The sequence below is a fragment of the Luteimonas campi genome (assembly GCF_051162505.1).
Taxonomy (GTDB): Bacteria; Pseudomonadota; Gammaproteobacteria; order Xanthomonadales; family Xanthomonadaceae; genus Luteimonas.
Genome location: NZ_JBNWEM010000001.1, coordinates 829,497 through 846,054 on the forward strand (window position 1 = coordinate 829,497; position 16,558 = coordinate 846,054).

Consider the following 16,558-nt stretch of genomic DNA (forward strand, 5'->3'; position numbering starts at 1 on the left):
CGTGTCACTGCGTGCCGCGCTCGTCGCGCGCATGTGGGCCGATGGTGGCGCCGACGAATCCGCCGGCCACGTCGGTGCTCAGGATCGTCCCGTCGGCATCGCGCAGCAGCCACTGCACGCCCTTGCCGTCGCCGGCATCGAAGCCGAAACCGTAGGCGCCTTCATCGCCTTCGATGTGCAGCGTGAACTGCGCCGCCTCGACGACGGATTGCCTCGCAACGACCTCCGGCTCGCCCTCGCCCGCCTTCTTCTCCAGGAACACCTCGACGCCCTGGCCTGCGCTGCGGCGCACGCCGAGGAAGTACCAGTGCGTCTCGCCCTGGAACGCGGCCAGGCCGGCCGCAACGCCAGGCGCCGGAAGCTCCATCGCGGTACTCGCCTCGAACACCTGGTGCTGCTGGCGGCGCGCGTAGAACGCGGGATTGACTAGCGTGTCCAGGCGCTCGGCCAGCGGCTGGATCGCCAACCAGCCGGGACGCGAAGTGCCGTCGTACCACTGCGTCTTGGGCACGCGCGGCGTCATCCAGCCCTTGCCCAGCTCGACCGTGTCGAACTCGTCGCGCCAGGTGAAGTTGCCGGTCATCGGCGCCTGGTCGGCCGGCTGCTTCATGAAGGACGGGCCCGGCAGCACGTAGGGAATCTTCTCCCCGCGCGGCAGGATGACGGGCCAGCCGTCCTGCCAGGTCACGGGCAGCAGGAAGGTCTCGCGACCGGTGTTGTAGTGGTCCACGCCGTAGTTGCGGCTGGCCAGGAAGGTCGCCCACCAGGAGCCGTCCGGCGCCTGCACCATGTCGGCATGGCCGGCATTGGTCACAGGCAGCGGGCGATCCGGATCCAGGTCGCGCTGGGTCAGGATCGGGTTGTTCTCGTACGGCTCGTACGGACCCCACACGTCGCGGCTGCGCAGGATCACCTGCGAATGCTGCGGCCCGGTGCCGCCTTCGGCATTGTTGAGGTAGTACCAGCCATCCACCTTGTAGATGTGCGGCCCCTCGATCCAGATCGGGTTCTCTTCGGGCTTCACGCCGCCGTCGACCAGCACCTTGCGCGGCCCGAACGGCTGCTTGGTGGCGATGTCGATTTCCTGCAGCCAGATCGCACGATGGCCGTCATAGCGCACCGGAACGGCGGGCTCGTCGTTATTGAGGATGTAGACCTTGCCGTCGTCGTCGAAGAACAGCGAGGGGTCGATGCCGCCGATGCCGGGCAGCCAGGCCGGATCCGACCAGGGGCCTGCCGGATCGGTGGCGGTGACGATGAAGTTGCCGCCGGCGTCGACCGAAGTATTGACCACGTAGAAGGTGCCGTCGTGGAACTCGATGGCCGGGGCGAACACGCCACGCGAGACGCCCAGCCCGTCGAAATCCAGCTGCTCCGGGCGGTGGATCGCGTTGCCCACCTGCTTCCAGTGCACCAGGTCCTCGCTCTCGAACACCGGAATGCCGGGGAAGAAGGTGAAGGTGGAGGCCACCAGGTAGAACTTGCCGTTGGCGGCGGTCACGCTCGGGTCGGAATGGAAGCCGGACAGCACCGGATTGCGGAAGCTGCCCGCGGGCACCGGCGCCTCGAATGCGGCGTCGCGGCCGGTGTACTCGAACCAGTCGAAATACACGGGCGCGGGTGCGCTGTCGGCGCCGGCTGGGGCGGCCTGCGCCGCGGGTTCGTTTCCGCAGGCTGCCAGCAGCACGGCTGCGATGCCGCCGGCGAGGATGCGTCCGGCATGGCCCGCCAGGGCACGCGGCTTGTTGCGGATGGTCATCTGGATTCCCCTTCGAATGGCCTGTTTCACCAGTCCCACATCGCGCCGTCTTCCAGGCGCGCGATCGGCAGTTGCTTGGGTGCGTACGGATACTTGGCCGCCAGGGCCTCGTCGATGTCGACGCCGATCCCCGGCGTGTCGCCCACGTGCAGGCGACCATTGCGCAGCACGTAGTCGTGCGGGAACACCGCGTCGGTCTCTTCGGTGTGGAACATGTACTCCTGGATGCCGAAGTTCGGCACCCAGGTATCGAAGTGCAGCGCCGCGCCCATCGTCACGGGCGAGAGGTCGGTGGCGCCGTGGAAGCCGGTGCGCACCTGGTGCAGGGCGGCGAAGTCGGCGATGCGTCGCACGTGGCTGATGCCGCCGCCATGCACGATGGTGGTGCGGATGTAGTCGATCAGCTGGTTCTCGATCAGGTGCTTGCAGTCCCAGATGGAGTTGAACACCTCGCCCACCGCCAGCGCGGTGACCGAGTGCTGGCGGATCAGCTCGAAGCCCTTCTGGTTCTCGGCCGGGGTCGCATCCTCCAGCCAGAACAGGCGGTAGGGTTCGAGCGACTTCGCCAGGCGCGCGGCCTCGATCGGGGTCAGGCGATGGTGCACGTCGTGCAGCAGTTCGACATTGCTGCCGTGGTCGGCGCGCAGCTGTTCGAACAGCTTCGGCACCACGTCCAGGTAGCGCGGCGTGTTCCAGGTGGTTTCCAGCGGCAGCTCGCTCTCGGCCGGCTCGTAGCCCTTGGCGTTGGAGATGCCGTAGGCCTTCTTCACCCCCGGCACGCCGCACTGCGCGCGCACCGCGAGGAAGCCCTGCTCGATGAATCCGCCGACCGCATCGGAGGCTTCGGCGATGTCGCGGCCGTTGGCGTGGCCATAGACCAGCGCGCCCTCGCGCGAACGGCCGCCCAGCAGCTGGTACACGGGCATGCCGGCCATCTTGCCGAGGATGTCCCACAACGCCACGTCGACCGCGGCGATCGCGCTCATGGTCACCGGCCCGCGCCGCCAGTAGGCGCCGCGGTAGAAGAACTGCCAGATGTCCTCGATGCGGCCGGCGTCGCGGCCGATCAGGTTCGGCACCACGTGGTCGGACAGATACGAAGCCACCGCCAGTTCGCGGCCGTTGAGGGTGGCATCGCCCAGGCCGTACACGCCCGAGCGGGTGGTGATCTTCAGGGTGACGAAGTTGCGCCCCGGGCAGGTGACGATGACCTTGGCGTCGACGATTTCGCGGTCGTTCTTGGAGCCGTGGGTGGTGGTTTCGGTGGTATGGGCGTTCATCGTGCGTGGTCGTCGTCGATCATCGGGGACAGGGGAAGCTCGAATGGGCCGGCAGGCAGGCCGGCGCCGTCGAACAGGGTGCAGACCGGGCTGTCGGCCCAGCAGTAGCGCACGCGCGTCGCCGCATGTGCGGCGGGTGCGTTCAGGGTGACGCGGTTGCTCCGGTGCTGCGCAGTGACGTAGCGACAGGAGCCGGCATCTGGGCCGCACAGTTCGAAGCCGATCGGGCCGTCCGCGCCGTAGGCCACCAGGCCATCGGTCACGCCGCCGAACTCGACGACCACCGCCTCGCCGTTGCGGCGGACCGCCTTCGCGACCGGACCGGTGGCTGGCAGCGCTTCGCCATAGACCACGTTGCGCGCAGCGCGCGCGAAGCGTCGGCCGAGCTCCTGCTTGTTGGTGGGGTGGATGTCGTAGCGGTCGCCGATGTCGATCGCCACCACCAGCCCGGTGCGCGGATCCTCGGCGGCGACCGCCCGTTGCGCTTCGCGCAGGGCGGCCCAGTCGCTCTCGGTCGGTGCGGTGGGCGCGGCGCCGTAGTTGGCCAGCTGCGCCACCAGCAGGGGCAGGCCGTCGCCGAAGCGCGCGCGCCAGTCGCTGCGCAAGGCGCGCAGCAGTTCCGCGTAGCGGGCGTGCTCGAAGGTGTTCGACTCGCCCTGGTACCACAGCGCGCCGCGCAGGCCGTAGCGGCCCAGCGGCGCGATCATGCCGTTGAACAGCGTCGACAGTCCTGCCGCGCTCTGCCACGGCGCGCGCGGTGGCGTACCCGCCTCGGGCGGCACGATCCGGTACTGCCAGCCACCGTCCAGCGGCACGATGCTGCCGTCGGCCAGGCGCAGCGAATGCGCGCTGGCCGGGCCGGCGAGTCCGCCATCGCGATAGGTGTCCAGCACGTTCACCACGATGCTGTTCCCGCCCGCGCGCAGCAGGCCCGCCGGCAGTTCGTACTCGCGCCCCGCGCCAGCGCCGTAGGTACTGCCGACGCCACGACCATTGACCCAGGTCATGTCGATCTCGTCGGCCGGTCCGAGCAGCAGCACAGCGTCCTGCGCCGCCTGCGCGGCGGTCAGCTGCACATCGGTGCGATACCAGACCATGCCGTTGAAATCGGCCAGTTCCGGCACGCCCCAGCGCTCCCAGGCGCCAAGCTGCGCGGGGGCCGCGCGCCAGTCTCCGCTGCCTTCCCAAGGCCGGTCGCCCTCGCCGTTGACCGGCTGCTGCGACCACCAGCGCTGCCACAGCGCGCCCCACTCCCCCACCGCCGCGACCGGATCGCTGGCGTACCGCGCAAGCACGTCGAGTTCGCCGTCGTAGGTTCCCAGCGTGCGCAGCGTCTCGGTGCTGGTCCAGGCCTGGATGCGCGAGCCGCCCCAGGCCGCGTCGATCAGCCCCATGGGCACGTCGACGGTCTTCTGCAGTTCACGCGCGAAGAAGTAGCAGGCGGCGGAAAACTCGCGCACCGAGTCGGAGTTCACCGGCGCCCAGTGCACGTCTTCGGAAAAGGTCTGCTTCGGCACCACGTCCGAGACCTGCGGGACGGTCAGCAGACGGATGCGGTCGTTGCCGGCACCCGCGATCTCGGCGCGGGCGTCCAGCGCGCGCCAGACCTGCAGTTCCATGTTCGACTGGCCCGAGCACAGCCAGACGTCGCCGACCAGCACGTCGGACACGCGCTGGCTGCGTTCGCCCGCCGCGACCTCCAGCACGTACGGCCCGCCGGCCGCGAGTGCCGGCAGCTGCGTTTGCCAGCGCCCATCGGCATCGGCACGCGCGGACGCGCGCTTGCCGGCGAGCGAAACGCGCACCCGCTCGCCCGGCTCGGCCTGCCCCCAGACCCGTAGCGGCTGATCGCGCTGCAGCACCGCGTGATCCTGGAACATCGCGTGCAGCAGCGGCTCTGCGCGCTCCTCCGCCGCTGCCGGCACGAAGGCCGCGAGCAGCAGCAGGCCCAGTGCCGCACCCCGCCCGTACAGCCGCCCTGCCGGACTCACTGCGTGTCCCCTGGTGCGTGCGGGAACTCGAGCGCCCTGTAGTACTCCAGCGACTGCGCCGGCGGCGCCTCGCCCTCTGGCATCGGCAGGCCGGAGAAGGTCTGGAAGTAGGCGATGCTGGCATCTCGCCACCACTGCGCCTCGTCGCGCTGGATGGCAAGGAAGCGGTCCACCTGGTGATGGCGCTCGGCATCGATCTGCCCGCCCAGGCCGGCCCAGGTCGCCTGCATGCGCTCCACCTGCGCCACGCCGCGCGAATAGCGGTGCACCAGTTCGTCCCACAGCGTCCGCCCGGAGGCGACGCGGCTGGTCCAGGGGCGGTGGTGGAACCACAGCAAGAAATCCTCGGAGATGCGCGCCGGGTCGTTGAACTCGGCGGCCACCGGTGGCGCGTACTGCGATACCGCATCGCTGCCGCCGGTGGTGCGGTCGAAGCCGATGCCGTCCCTGGTCGCGCGATGGAAATACACCGAGGTCCAGTCCGCGCGCGGGCCGCCCTCCACCCACGGTGCCGGGCCGTAATGGTGGCCGCGTCCCATCAGGTGGTGCAGGCCCAGCGGGGTCATGTAATCGACCGCGGCCTGGTGCGAGGCCATCATCATCTCGATGATGGGATCGACCACGGCGGCATCGGTGGAGAACGTCATCCGCACCCAGTCCTGCGCGATCTCGCGCGCGCCGGCGTACGGATCCCAGGCCATACGGCCGTACACGTACCAGTTGGCCTGGTCGAAGTGCGAACCGCTCCAGTTGCGGTCGCTGCCGATGTTGGCCACGCCGGCAATGCCGCTGAGCGCGTGCCCGTCCAGCGAACCGTCGACCACCTTGGCCACGGTCGAACCTTCGCCCTTGACGTGCGTGTCGGCGCGCAGCACCTCCTCGTACATCGGCCCCAGGTAGACCAGGTGGGTGGCGAAGCCCAGGTATTCCTTGGTGATCTGGAACTCCATCATCAGCGGCGTCTTCGGCATCGCGCCGAACAGCGGATGGAAGGGTTCGCGCGGCTGGAAGTCGATGGCGCCGTTCTTCACCTGCACCAGTACGTTGTCGCGGAACTCGCCGTCGTGCGGCACGAACTCGGTATACGCCTGCTTGTGGCGGTCATCGGGCTCCTCGTCGGAGTAGACGAAGGCGCGCCACATCACCACACCGCCGTGCGGCGAGACCGCGTCGGCCAGCATGTTGGCGCCGTCGGCGTGCGTCCGACCGAAATCCTGCGGGCCGGGCTGGCCTTCGGAATTGGCCTTGACCAGGAAACCGCCGAAATCCGGGATCAGCGCATAGATCTCGTCGGCCTTGGCGCGCCACCAGCGCTGCACCGCCGGGTCCTTCGGGTCGGCCGTCTTCAGCCCGCCGATCTCCATCGGCGCGCTGAAGCGCGCGCTCAGGTACACGCGGATGCCGTAGGGACGCATCACGCCGGCCAGCGCCGCGACCTTCTGCAGGTACATCGGTGTCAGGATCTGCGCGTTGGCATTGACGTTGTTGAGCACGGTGCCGTTGATGCCGATCGAGGCATTGGCGCGCGCGTAGTCGGTGTAGCGCGGATCCAGCCAGCCGGGCAGCCGGTGCCAGTCCCAGATCGACTGCCCCGAGTAGCCGCGCTCGACATGGCGGTTGAGGTCGTCCCAGTGGTTGAGCACGCGCAGCTTCACCTTCGGCGACTCGCGCAGGTCGAGCGCGTCGACGGATTGTCCGGTCTGCAGCAGGCGCAACAGGTGGAAGGCGCCGTACAGGGCGCCGGTGTCGGTGTTCGCCGCGACCACCGTCGCCGCACGCCCGTCGATGCGGGTGCTGCGGATCAGGTAGCCCTCGTCGCCGAGCTCGTCCAGTGGCAGATCGAGGCGCGCGATGTGCGGCAGCGAGCCGGGCGTGCCGACCAGCAGCGCTCCGGCGCGGCTGGCCGTGTCGGCCTGTGCCGGCGCCTGGCCCAACAGGCCGTCCAACCCGCGCAGGAGTTCGTCGCGCGTGGCGCGCTGGACCGGGGTGGCCGACGGCGCGACCAGCTGGGCGAAGCGCGCGCGATGCTGGTCGGCCGCGGCGGACGCGAGCGGCCGGTAGCGCAGCCACAGGTCGTAGCCGTCCTCGGCCTGCGCCACCGGCAGGCAGGACAGGACCGCCAGCAGGCAGGCCAGCAGGGCCAGGATCGCACCGCGTCCGCGACTGGGCATGTCCTGGGCGGACATTCCGCCGGGATGTCGTGGACGCCTGTCGATGTGTACCATTCGTTCAGCCCTCAGTTGGTCGATGATGTACGCGTTCCGGCGGCGACCGCCGGTTTGCGCCGTGGGTCGCGTGCGCGCCGTAACAGCACGCCGCCGCGGCGCGGCAAGGGGACAGGAATTGCAGAAGCAACCCAGGAAAGCCGCTCGGCGCAAGGGGATGGCCGTCACGCTCGACGAGGTCGCGGCGCTCGCCAAGGTCTCGCCGATGACGGTCTCGCGCGTGGTCAACGGCCACGGCAAGGTGCGCGAAACCACGCGCGAACGGGTGATGCGGGCGGTGCGGGAACTCGGCTACTCGCCCAACCTCGCGGCCAGCGCACTGGCCACCGCGCAGGACACGCGCGTGGCGATGATCTACACCAACCCCAGCAACGCCTATCTGCGCGAACTGCTCGCCGGTGCGCTGCGTGGCGCCACCCGCACCGCCGCGCAGCTGGTCATCGACACCTGGGACAACCTCGGCCCCACGGCCCAGCGCCAGGCCGCGCGCACGCTCGCCAAGCGCGTGGCCGGCGTGATCCTGCCGCCGCCGCTGTGCGAGTCCAAGGCCCTGGTGTCGGAATTCGTCGAGGCCGATGTGCCGGTGGTCGCGATCGCCTCCGGCCGCTTCCACCACGACATCTCCTGCGTGCGCATCGACGACTACCGCGCCAGTCGCGAGATCACCGCCCACCTGATCGCCGCCGGCCATCGCCGCATCGCCTACATCAAGGGCAACCCCAACCAGACCGCCAGCACGCGCCGCTACGAGGGCTTCCAGGCCGCGCTGGCCGAGGCCGGCATCGAGCTGGACGAGAGCCTGGTCGAATCGGGATTCTTCAGCTATCGCTCCGGCCTGGATGCGACCGAGAAGCTGCTCGCGCACCCCGCCCCGCCCAGCGCGATCTGCGCGGCCAACGACGACATGGCCGCGGCGGCGGTCTCGGTGGCGCACCGGCGCGGGCTCGACGTGCCGCGCGATCTGTCGATCGTCGGCTTCGACGACACCTCGGCCGCGACCACGGTCTGGCCCGAACTCACCACGATCCGCCAGCCGATCTCGGCGATGGCCGATTCGGCGGTCGACATCCTGCTGCGCAACATCCGCCGCAAGGACAAGAGCACGCGCACGGTGGTCGACCACGTCGTGCCGCACGAACTGATCGAACGCGATTCGGTCGCGCCACCGGCGCGCTGACTCCCCGGCCCGCAGGCGGGCCGGGACATCGGTGCGGCAGCGCCGGGGCGGCTCGGCAGGCAGGGGCGTGCGTACTCCCATGTCGACCGGCCGCCGGGCCGCTCAGCGCAGCAGGTACTGGTTGAGCAGGTTCTCGTAGCGCTCCTGCTTGCCGCTGATCTGCGCCGGCTCGCCGTTCTTCGCCGCCAGCGCGGCAAGGTCGGCCAGGCCCAGCTTGCCGCCGGAGAAATCGGCGCCCGCGCCGCTGTCGAAGCTGGCGTAGCGCTGCTTGCGCCAGCTCTCCCACGGCGAGTCGTTGAGCAGCGCATGCGCCACTTCCAGGCCACGCGCGAACGCGTCCATGCCGCCGATGTGGGCGATGAACAGGTCCTCCATGTCGGTCGATTCGCGGCGCGGCTTGGCATCGAAGTTCAAGCCGCCCACCAGGCCGCCCTGGCGCAGCACCACCATCATCGCGCCGACGGTGTCGTACAGGTCGGTCGGGAACTGGTCGGTATCCCAGCCGTTCTGCGCGTTGCCGCGGTTGGCGTCGATGCTGCCGAGCAGGCCGTGGTCGGCCGCCACCTGCAGGTCGTGCTCGAAGGTATGGCCCGACAGCGTGGCGTGGTTGGCCTCGATGTTGAGCGAGAAGTCCTTCTCCAGCCCGTGCTCCTTGAGGAAGCCGGCGACGGTGGCGCTGTCGAAGTCGTACTGGTGCTTCATCGGCTCCATCGGCTTGGGCTCGATGAAGAACTGGCCCTTGAAGCCGATGCTGCGCCCGTAGTCGCGCGCGGCGGTGAGGAAGCGCGCGAAATGCGCCAGCTCGCGCTTCATGTCGGTGTTGTGCAGCGAGGCGTAGCCTTCGCGGCCGCCCCAGAACACGTAGTGCTCGCCGCCCAGCTCGACCACCGAGTCCAGCACCGCCTTGACCTGCACCGCGGCGCGGGCCACGACGTTGAAGTCCGGGTTGGTGGACGCGCCATTCATGTAGCGCGGATGCGAGAACAGGTTGGCCGTGCCCCACAGCAGCTTCATGCCGGTAGCCTGCTGGCGCTCCTTGGCCAGGCCGACCATGTGGCGCAGGTTCTTCTCGTAGGTGCCGATGTCGTCCGCATCGGGCGACATGTCGACGTCATGGAAGCACCAGTACGGCACGCCGATCTTGGTGAAGAACTCGAACGCGGCGTCGATCTTGGCCTCGGCCGTTGCCATCGCGTCGCCAGTCTCCCAGGGGAAGCGGCGCGTACCCGGGCCGAACGGATCGGCGCCCGCATTGCAGAAGGTGTGCCAGTAGCAGACCGCGAAGCGCAGGTGGTCGCGCATGCTCTTGCCGCCGATCTGCTTGTCCGCGTCGTAGACCTTGAACGCGAGCGGATTGTCCGAACCCGGGCCCTCGTAGGGAATGGTGCCGATGCCGGGGAAGTACTCCTTCGCGCCGATGAATGCCTTGCTCATGTGTGTATCCGTGGTGACGTGGTGGGGAACGAGCGGTCAGTCGGCGTAGAGCGGCCGGATCGCATCGAGGTGGGAGAGGAAGCTGCGGTACTGCGCCGCATAGGCGGCGGTGGCGCCCGCATGCGGTTGCGCCGCCAGGCGCGGATCCAGGCGCACGTGCGAGGCGGCCAGCGCGCTCAGTTCGTTGTCGCTGCCGCCCTCGGCGCGGCGCACCGCCCACAGGGCCTGCAGCGCGGCACCGAAGGCCGCGCCCTCGGATTGCTCCGGCACGTCGACCGGCAGGCCGAACATGTCGGCGACCATCTGCCGCCACACCGCGCTCTGGCTGCCGCCGCCGGTCAGGCGGATGGCCTCGAAGCGCAGGCCGGCGTCGACCAGGCCGTCGTAGCCGTTCATCAGGCTGTAGAGCGCGCCTTCCATCGCCGACCGGTAGAGGTTGGCGGCGGTGAGGTTGGTGGCGGTCATCCCGAACAGGTTGCCCCGCCCGTGCGGCAGGTCGGGAGTGCGCTCGCCGTTGAGGAACGGCAGCATCAGCAGCCCGTCCGCGCCCGGCGACGTGCCGGCCAGCAGTGCGTCGCCGTCGCGCGACGAGAATCCGCACAGTCGCGCCACCGCCTCGGTGGCGACGGTGCAGTTCATGGTGCAGATCAACGGCAGCCAGCCGCCGGTGGAATCGCAGAACGCGGCCCAGCGCCCCTGCGCGTCCACGACCGGTTCGCCGGCGTAGGTGAACAGCGTGCCCGAGGTGCCCAGGCTCATGCTCAGCACGCCCGGCACCACGTTGCCCGTGCCGATGGCGGCCATCATGTTGTCGCCGCCGCCTGCGGACACCTGGACCGAATGCGGCAGGCCCAGCTCGTCGGCCAGCGCGGGACGGATCTTCACCAGCGTATCGGCGTCGACCAGGGGCGGCAGGCACTCGCGCAGGTCGCGGCCCGGATCGGTCGCGGCGAGCAGCTCCGGCGACCAGGTGCGCGCGCGCACGTCCAGCCAGCCGGTGCCCGACGCGTCGCCGTGCTCCATCCACAGCTCGCCCGTCAGCCAGTAGTTGATGTAGTCGTGCGGCAGCAGGATCGTCGCCAGCCGGGCGTAAGCCTGGGAGCGGTGCTTACGCGTCCAGGGCAGCTTGGAGGCGGTGTAGCCGGCGAGGATCGGATTGCCGGCCAGCTCGATGCAGCGCTGTGCGCCGCCGGCCGCGTCCATGATCTCGTCGCATTCGGCGGTGGTGCTGGTGTCGTTCCACAGTTTGGCCGGGGCCAGCACGTTGCCGCCCCTGTCCAGCGGCACGAAGCCGTGCTGTTGCCCGGACACGCCGATCGCCGCCAGGCGCGCGCGCAGCGCCGGATCGATCCTTGCGAAACAGGCGCGGATCGCGTCTACCCACCAGTCGGCGCGCTGCTCGCGGCTGCCGTCGTCGCCAGCCGCCAGATCCAGCGGCTGTCCAGCGGTGGCCACGATCTGGCGAGCGTCGGGATCGTAGACCACGAGCTTGACGCTCTGCGTGCCCACGTCCAGTCCAGCAAACAGCCCCATGAGAGTCCCCAGAAAGTTAGCGCTACCACAACCCGGATGCGGGAATGCCGGAACGACGTCGATCGACTAACGGCTTTCGACGCCCCATCCAGGCGTGGCGCGTGCACGGACTCTACACATCCGGCGGCAAAAAGCCTTGCTGCACTGCGCAAACGGCAGGGGCTGGCTGATGGCAATTCCGGGTTAGCGTTAACATTTCGTTTGGCCCGAAGACTCGGCGGCGACCGGTAACGGGCCGTCTACGCCCCATTGCCGCAAGGGATTGTGAACGCGCTCACGGTTCGGACGCTGCCCGGCGGAGAGGCGGCCGGCGGTGGACAAACGTCGCCGGTGCGCGGCTGCCCGGCCGCCCGGCTCACAGCAGGACCACCCTGCACCGACCCTCCAGCACCGGGCCCGACAGGATCCGGTAGCCATCGTTGTCGAATCCCGGCACGTCGGCCACCAGGCGCCGGGCTTGGGATCGGGTGTTGGCGCTGCCGAGGTAATGCCAGTCGCGCACCACGTGGATCTGGGTCATGTCCGGCCCCTCCTCCACCAGCCCGACGGCGCCCGCATAGGGCCAGGCGGCCACCCGTCGCTCATACAGCGCCGCCTCCAGCCGCGCCTCATGCTCGGCCAGCGGCTCCCGCCCGGCGCAGGCACCCGCGCAGCGCCCCAGCGCGGCCCGGAAGCAGGCGCGGCCGGCAGGCACCTGCTCTATCCCGAGCAGCCCGTAACACAGCCGGTTGTCGTCCGCGACCGCACGCAGGGCCTGGAGCGCGGCCGCACGGCTGGAATACAGGCCGTAGAGGCGCGGGGCCGAGGCGAACGGCACCCCCGCCGAGTGCACCACCTCCGGCCAGCCTCGCAGCAGCCGGACCGAATACAGGTCGCGGCGCCGCCGCAGCAGCTTGTTGTGCACCGGCTGGCGTAGCTTGATCTGCTGCGCCTCCAGCAGTTGGGCACCCAGGTCGCCGGCGGTGCGGGTGAACTCGATGCGGCGCGTCTGCCGCAGCAGGCGCGCCTCCTCCGGCGTACGCATGTGGTCCATCACCCGATGGCGGATGTCCACGCTCTTGCCGATGTACAGCGGCACCGGACCCGACTCGCCGAGAAACACGTAGACGCCCGGCGCCCGCGGCAGCAGCGCGATCTGCGGCCGCAGGTGTTCGGGGTAGGCGTAGTGCGCGGCCTCGGTGCGGCGCGCAGGCAGGGGGACGTACATGGTCGAAACGGACGATAGCGGGAGCCGGATGCTGGACCGGCCCCATCTCAGGCCGCGAGACCGCGGCGGGCTTCCCTGCACGGGTAGAATTCTCCGGATCCCTCCAGCAGTTTTCAAATGACAGAGTCCGTCCGCCCCGTTTTCCACGGCTTCGAGCAGATCCCGCTGCGCGAATACGCCGAACGTGCCTACCTCGACTACTCGATGTACGTGGTGCTCGACCGCGCCCTGCCCTTCATCGGCGACGGGCTCAAGCCGGTGCAGCGCCGCATCGTCTATGCGATGAGCGAGCTGGGGCTGAATGCCGCGGCCAAGCCCAAGAAGTCCGCACGCACCATCGGCGACGTGATCGGCAAGTTCCACCCGCACGGAGACAGCGCCTGCTACGAGGCGATGGTGCTGATGGCGCAGCCCTTCTCCTACCGCTATCCGCTGGTCGACGGCCAGGGCAACTTCGGTTCTTCCGACGATCCCAAGTCGTTCGCGGCCATGCGCTACACCGAGTCGCGGCTCACCCCGATCGCGGAAATGCTGCTGGGCGAACTGGGCCACGGAACGGCCGACTGGGTGCCCAATTTCGACGGCACGCTCGAAGAACCGAGCTGGCTGCCGGCACGGCTGCCGCACCTGCTGCTCAACGGCACCACCGGCATCGCGGTGGGCATGGCCACCGACGTGCCGCCGCACAACGTGGGCGAGATCGTCAGCGCCTGCGTGCGCCTGCTCGACGATCCGGACGCCACCGTGGCCGAGCTGTGCGAGCACGTCCGTGGCCCCGACTACCCGACCACGGCCGAGATCATCACCCCGGCGGCCGACCTGCGCGCGATGTACGAAACCGGCAACGGCAGCGTGCGGGCCCGCGCTACGTTCGCGCGCGAAGGCCAGAACATCATCATCACCGCCCTGCCCCACCAGGTGTCGCCGTCGAAGGTGATCGAGCAGATCGCCGCGCAGATGCGCGCGAAGAAGCTGCCCTGGCTGGAGGACATCCGCGACGAGTCCGACCACGCCAATCCCGTGCGCATCGCCCTGATCCCACGCAGCAACCGGGTCGACGCCGAGCAGCTGATGGGCCACCTGTTCGCCACCACCGACCTGGAGAAGAGCTACCGGGTCAACCTCAACGTGATCGGCCTGGACGGCCGTCCGCAGGTGAAGAACCTGCGCATGCTGCTGTCCGAGTGGCTGGCGTTCCGCACCAGCACCGTCACCCGGCGCCTCAACCATCGGCTGGAGAAGGTCGAGCGCCGCCTGCACCTGCTCGAGGGCCTGCTGGTCGCCTTCCTCAACCTCGACGAGGTGATCCGCATCATCCGCACCGAGGACGAGCCCAGGGCGGCGCTGATCGCGCGCTTCGCGCTGTCCGAGGACCAGGCCGACTACATCCTGGAAACCAGGCTCAGGCAGCTGGCGCGCCTGGAGGAAATGAAGATCCGTGGCGAACAGGACGAACTGGAGAAGGAGCGCGCACAGATCGTCGCCACGCTCGACAGCAAGGCGAAGCTGAAGAAACTGATCAAGGACGAACTGCTGGCCGACGCGAAAAAGCATGGCGACGCGCGTCGCTCGCCGCTGGTCGCGCGCGGCGCGGCACAGGCGCTCGACGAGACCGACCTGGTGCCCAGCGAGCCGGTGACCGTGGTGCTCAGCCAGAAGGGCTGGATACGCGCGGCCAAGGGCCATGATGTGGATGCGGCCGCCCTCTCCTACCGCGAGGGCGACGCGCTGCTCGCCGCAGTGAGGGGCCGCACCACCCAGCAGGTCGCCTTCCTCGACAGCAGCGGACGCAGTTATTCCACCATCGCCCACTCGCTGCCTTCGGCGCGCGGCAACGGCGAACCGCTCACCGGGCGGTTCTCGCCGGCGCCCGGCGCCTCGTTCGTGGCGCTGGCCAGCGGCGGCGGCGACGAACGCTTCGTACTGGCGTCCTCGCACGGCTACGGCTTCGTCACCCGTTTCGAGAACCTGACCGGCCGCAACAAGGCCGGCAAGGCCCTGCTGTCGCTGTCAGAGGGCGCGCAGGTACTGCAGCCGGCGGCGGTCGGCAACTTGGAGGCCGACCGCATTGTCGCGGTCACCAGCGCCGGCCACCTGCTGGCCTTCCCGGTATCCGAACTGCCGGAGCTGGACAAGGGCAAGGGCAACAAGCTGATCGAGATCCCGAAAGCCAAGCGCGGCACCGAGCGCGTGGTCGCGGTGGCGGCGGTGCCGCCGGGCGGCACCTTGTCGGTGAAGTCCGGCGCCCGTTCGATGAGCCTGTCGTTCAAGGAGCTGGGCGACTACCTGGGCACGCGGGGAGGTCGCGGCGGCTTATTGCCGAGGGGCTGGCAGAAGGTCGATGGCCTGCACGTCGAGGCCTGAGCGCAATCGCGCGCGGCGGCGCGAGCGGCACCTGCGCATCCGCATTCGTTCGCGGCGCGGCAGAAGGTCGATGGCCTGCACGTCGAGGCCTGAGCGCAATCGCGCGCGGCGGCGCGATCGGCACCCACGCATCCGCATTCGTTCGCGGCGCGGCAGAAGGCCGATGGCCTGCACGTCGAACCGTGATCCCGTGGCGTACGCGCACGCCCCCGGCCGCGTTGCGCGCCTGGGCCGTGCAGGCACGGCAGGCGATCTGTACGCGGTACTCCGGGTCGCGATAGCGCGCGGAGACCATGCGCCGGCGCTCCGGCGGCCGTGCACGTCCCTGGCGACCGCGCCGCGATGCGCTGCCCGTAAGCGCGAACACCTTCCGGCACGTCGATGGAGATGCCATGCAACCCGATTTCTGGCATGAGCGCTGGCGCAGCGGACGGATCGGCTTCCATCGCGACGCGCCCCTGCCCCTGCTGACCCGGCACTGGCCGTCGCTCGGATTGCCCGCCGGCAGCTCGGTGTTCGTGCCGCTGTGCGGCAAATCGCTGGACATGGTCTGGCTGGCCGAACAGGGCCACCGCGTGATCGGCATCGAGCTGTCGGAACTCGCCATCGTCGAGTTCTTCCACGAGCGCGGACTCACGCCGCAGACGCGCGCCGGCCCTGCCGGCACCCACTACACGGCGGGTCCCTGGGAACTGATCGCGGGGGATGCCTTTGCCATTCCCGCCGCGCTGCTGGCCGACTGCGCGGGGGTCTACGATCGCGCTGCGCTGATCGCCCTGCCGCCCGCCCTGCGCGCCGTGTACGCCTCCACCACGTGGCCACGCCTGCCGGCCGGCTGCCTTGGCCTGCTGGTCACGCTGGAGTACCCGCAGGCCGAGAAGGCCGGGCCGCCGTTCTCGGTCGAGGAGGCCGAGGTGCATGGTCGACTCGAACCGGACTGGTCGGTGTCGTTGCTGGAACGACGCGACATCCTCGCCGGCGAGCCTTCGTTCCAGGCCGAAGGCGTCACCGCGCTTTCCACCGCCGCGTACCGCCTCCAGCGCCGGGGCTGACCGCGGCGGCGGTGCCCGGCGGCTCAGCCGTGCCCGGCGTCCTCGCCCATGCGCGCCTGCTGGTAGTTCTGCAGGCCCACCATCTCGATCAGGCGCAGCTGCTGTTCCAGCCAGCGGGTGTGGTCTTCCTCGGTGTCTGCCAGCTGCGCCACCAGGATGTCGCGGGTGACGTAATCGCCATGCCGCTCGCACAGGGCCACGCCCTTGGCAAGGTTGTCGCGCACCTGATATTCCAGGTCCAGATCCTTGCGCAGCATCTCCTCGACCGTGCGCCCGGCTTCGAAGGCGTCGGGACGCATGTCCGGCTCGCCTTCCAGGAACAGGATCCGGCGCAGCAGCGCGTCGGCGTGCTGCGTCTCCTCCTCCATCTCGTGCTGGATGCGCGCATGCAGCACGTGCAGCCCGAGATCCTCGTAACGCCGCGAATGCAGGAAATACTGGTCGCGCGCGGCCAGTTCGCCACGGAGCAGGAACTTGAGGTAATCGACGACTTCAGGCTGGCCTTTCATGGCGAACGGCTCCGGGGGAGGGATGCA

The 16,558-nt window shown here is 69.6% G+C and carries 11 protein-coding genes; 3 read left to right on the forward strand and 8 right to left on the reverse strand.

Going from position 1 to position 16,558, the window contains the following annotated elements; genetic code table 11:
• Positions 1-4: 4 nt before the first annotated feature.
• The 4 genes from ACQYVW_RS03720 to ACQYVW_RS03735 all read right to left on the reverse strand — a co-directional run bounded on the left by ACQYVW_RS03720 (position 5) and on the right by ACQYVW_RS03735 (position 7,216).
• A complete protein-coding gene (locus ACQYVW_RS03720; RefSeq protein WP_434946258.1) occupies positions 5-1,696 on the reverse strand; it encodes a glycoside hydrolase family 43 protein in 1,692 nt (563 codons plus the stop codon).
• Positions 1,697-1,785: 89 nt separating this feature from the next.
• Positions 1,786-3,039: a D-mannonate dehydratase ManD gene (gene manD, locus ACQYVW_RS03725; RefSeq protein WP_434946082.1), complete on the reverse strand. Its 1,254-nt coding sequence runs from the start codon at positions 3,037-3,039 to the stop codon at positions 1,786-1,788.
• Entirely contained in the window at positions 3,036-5,030 is a 1,995-nt protein-coding gene (locus tag ACQYVW_RS03730; RefSeq protein WP_434946083.1) for a sialate O-acetylesterase, read from the reverse strand. Before ACQYVW_RS03730 ends, manD begins: the two co-directional genes overlap by 4 nt.
• Positions 5,027-7,216 (reverse strand): alpha-glucuronidase family glycosyl hydrolase, encoded by a 2,190-nt coding sequence (locus tag ACQYVW_RS03735; RefSeq protein ID WP_434946084.1) that lies wholly within the window; start codon positions 7,214-7,216, stop codon positions 5,027-5,029. The genes ACQYVW_RS03730 and ACQYVW_RS03735 overlap by 4 nt, the downstream gene beginning before the upstream one ends.
• 196 nt (positions 7,217-7,412) lie before the next feature.
• On the opposite strand from ACQYVW_RS03735, the gene ACQYVW_RS03740 reads away from it, so the two are divergent.
• A complete protein-coding gene (locus tag ACQYVW_RS03740; RefSeq protein ID WP_434946085.1) occupies positions 7,413-8,432 on the forward strand; it encodes a LacI family DNA-binding transcriptional regulator in 1,020 nt (339 codons plus the stop codon).
• 102 nt (positions 8,433-8,534) lie between these two features.
• On the opposite strand, the gene xylA is transcribed toward ACQYVW_RS03740, so the two are convergent.
• The 3 genes from xylA to cho all read right to left on the reverse strand — a co-directional run bounded on the left by xylA (position 8,535) and on the right by cho (position 12,606).
• Positions 8,535-9,866 carry a xylose isomerase gene (gene xylA, locus ACQYVW_RS03745; protein ID WP_434946086.1) on the reverse strand — a complete coding sequence of 444 codons (1,332 nt, stop codon included), beginning with the start codon at positions 9,864-9,866 and terminating at the stop codon, positions 8,535-8,537.
• A gap of 36 nt (positions 9,867-9,902) precedes the next feature.
• Entirely contained in the window at positions 9,903-11,399 is a 1,497-nt protein-coding gene (xylB, locus tag ACQYVW_RS03750; RefSeq protein WP_434946087.1) for a xylulokinase, read from the reverse strand.
• A gap of 355 nt (positions 11,400-11,754) precedes the next feature.
• Positions 11,755-12,606, reverse strand: a complete 852-nt coding sequence (gene cho, locus ACQYVW_RS03755) for an excinuclease Cho (RefSeq protein WP_434946088.1) — start codon at positions 12,604-12,606, stop codon at positions 11,755-11,757.
• Positions 12,607-12,723: 117 nt separating this feature from the next.
• Between cho and parC the strand changes: the two genes are divergently transcribed.
• The gene (parC, locus tag ACQYVW_RS03760; RefSeq protein WP_434946089.1) at positions 12,724-14,970 is read left to right on the forward strand and encodes a DNA topoisomerase IV subunit A; all 2,247 of its coding nucleotides are present in this window, start codon (positions 12,724-12,726) and stop codon (positions 14,968-14,970) included.
• Positions 14,971-15,362: 392 nt separating this feature from the next.
• Complete coding sequence (locus ACQYVW_RS03765; RefSeq protein ID WP_434946090.1) at positions 15,363-16,022, forward strand: thiopurine S-methyltransferase; 660 nt, start codon at positions 15,363-15,365, stop codon at positions 16,020-16,022.
• A gap of 23 nt (positions 16,023-16,045) precedes the next feature.
• Here the strand turns inward: ACQYVW_RS03765 and bfr are convergent, their stop codons facing one another.
• A complete protein-coding gene (gene bfr, locus ACQYVW_RS03770) occupies positions 16,046-16,531 on the reverse strand; it encodes a bacterioferritin (RefSeq protein ID WP_434946091.1) in 486 nt (161 codons plus the stop codon).
• Between the last annotated feature and the right edge of the window lie 27 nt (positions 16,532-16,558).

Coding starts and splice junctions, on each gene's coding strand:
- manD (WP_434946082.1), bottom strand. CDS start 3,039: ATGAACGCCCATACCACCGAAACCACCACCCACGGCTCCAAGAACGAC.
- ACQYVW_RS03735 (WP_434946084.1), bottom strand. CDS start 7,216: ATGTCCGCCCAGGACATGCCCAGTCGCGGACGCGGTGCGATCCTGGCC.
- ACQYVW_RS03740 (WP_434946085.1), top strand. CDS start 7,413: ATGGCCGTCACGCTCGACGAGGTCGCGGCGCTCGCCAAGGTCTCGCCG.
- xylA (WP_434946086.1), bottom strand. CDS start 9,866: ATGAGCAAGGCATTCATCGGCGCGAAGGAGTACTTCCCCGGCATCGGC.
- xylB (WP_434946087.1), bottom strand. CDS start 11,399: ATGGGGCTGTTTGCTGGACTGGACGTGGGCACGCAGAGCGTCAAGCTC.
- cho (WP_434946088.1), bottom strand. CDS start 12,606: ATGTACGTCCCCCTGCCTGCGCGCCGCACCGAGGCCGCGCACTACGCC.
- parC (WP_434946089.1), top strand. CDS start 12,724: ATGACAGAGTCCGTCCGCCCCGTTTTCCACGGCTTCGAGCAGATCCCG.
- ACQYVW_RS03765 (WP_434946090.1), top strand. CDS start 15,363: ATGCAACCCGATTTCTGGCATGAGCGCTGGCGCAGCGGACGGATCGGC.
- bfr (WP_434946091.1), bottom strand. CDS start 16,531: ATGAAAGGCCAGCCTGAAGTCGTCGATTACCTCAAGTTCCTGCTCCGT.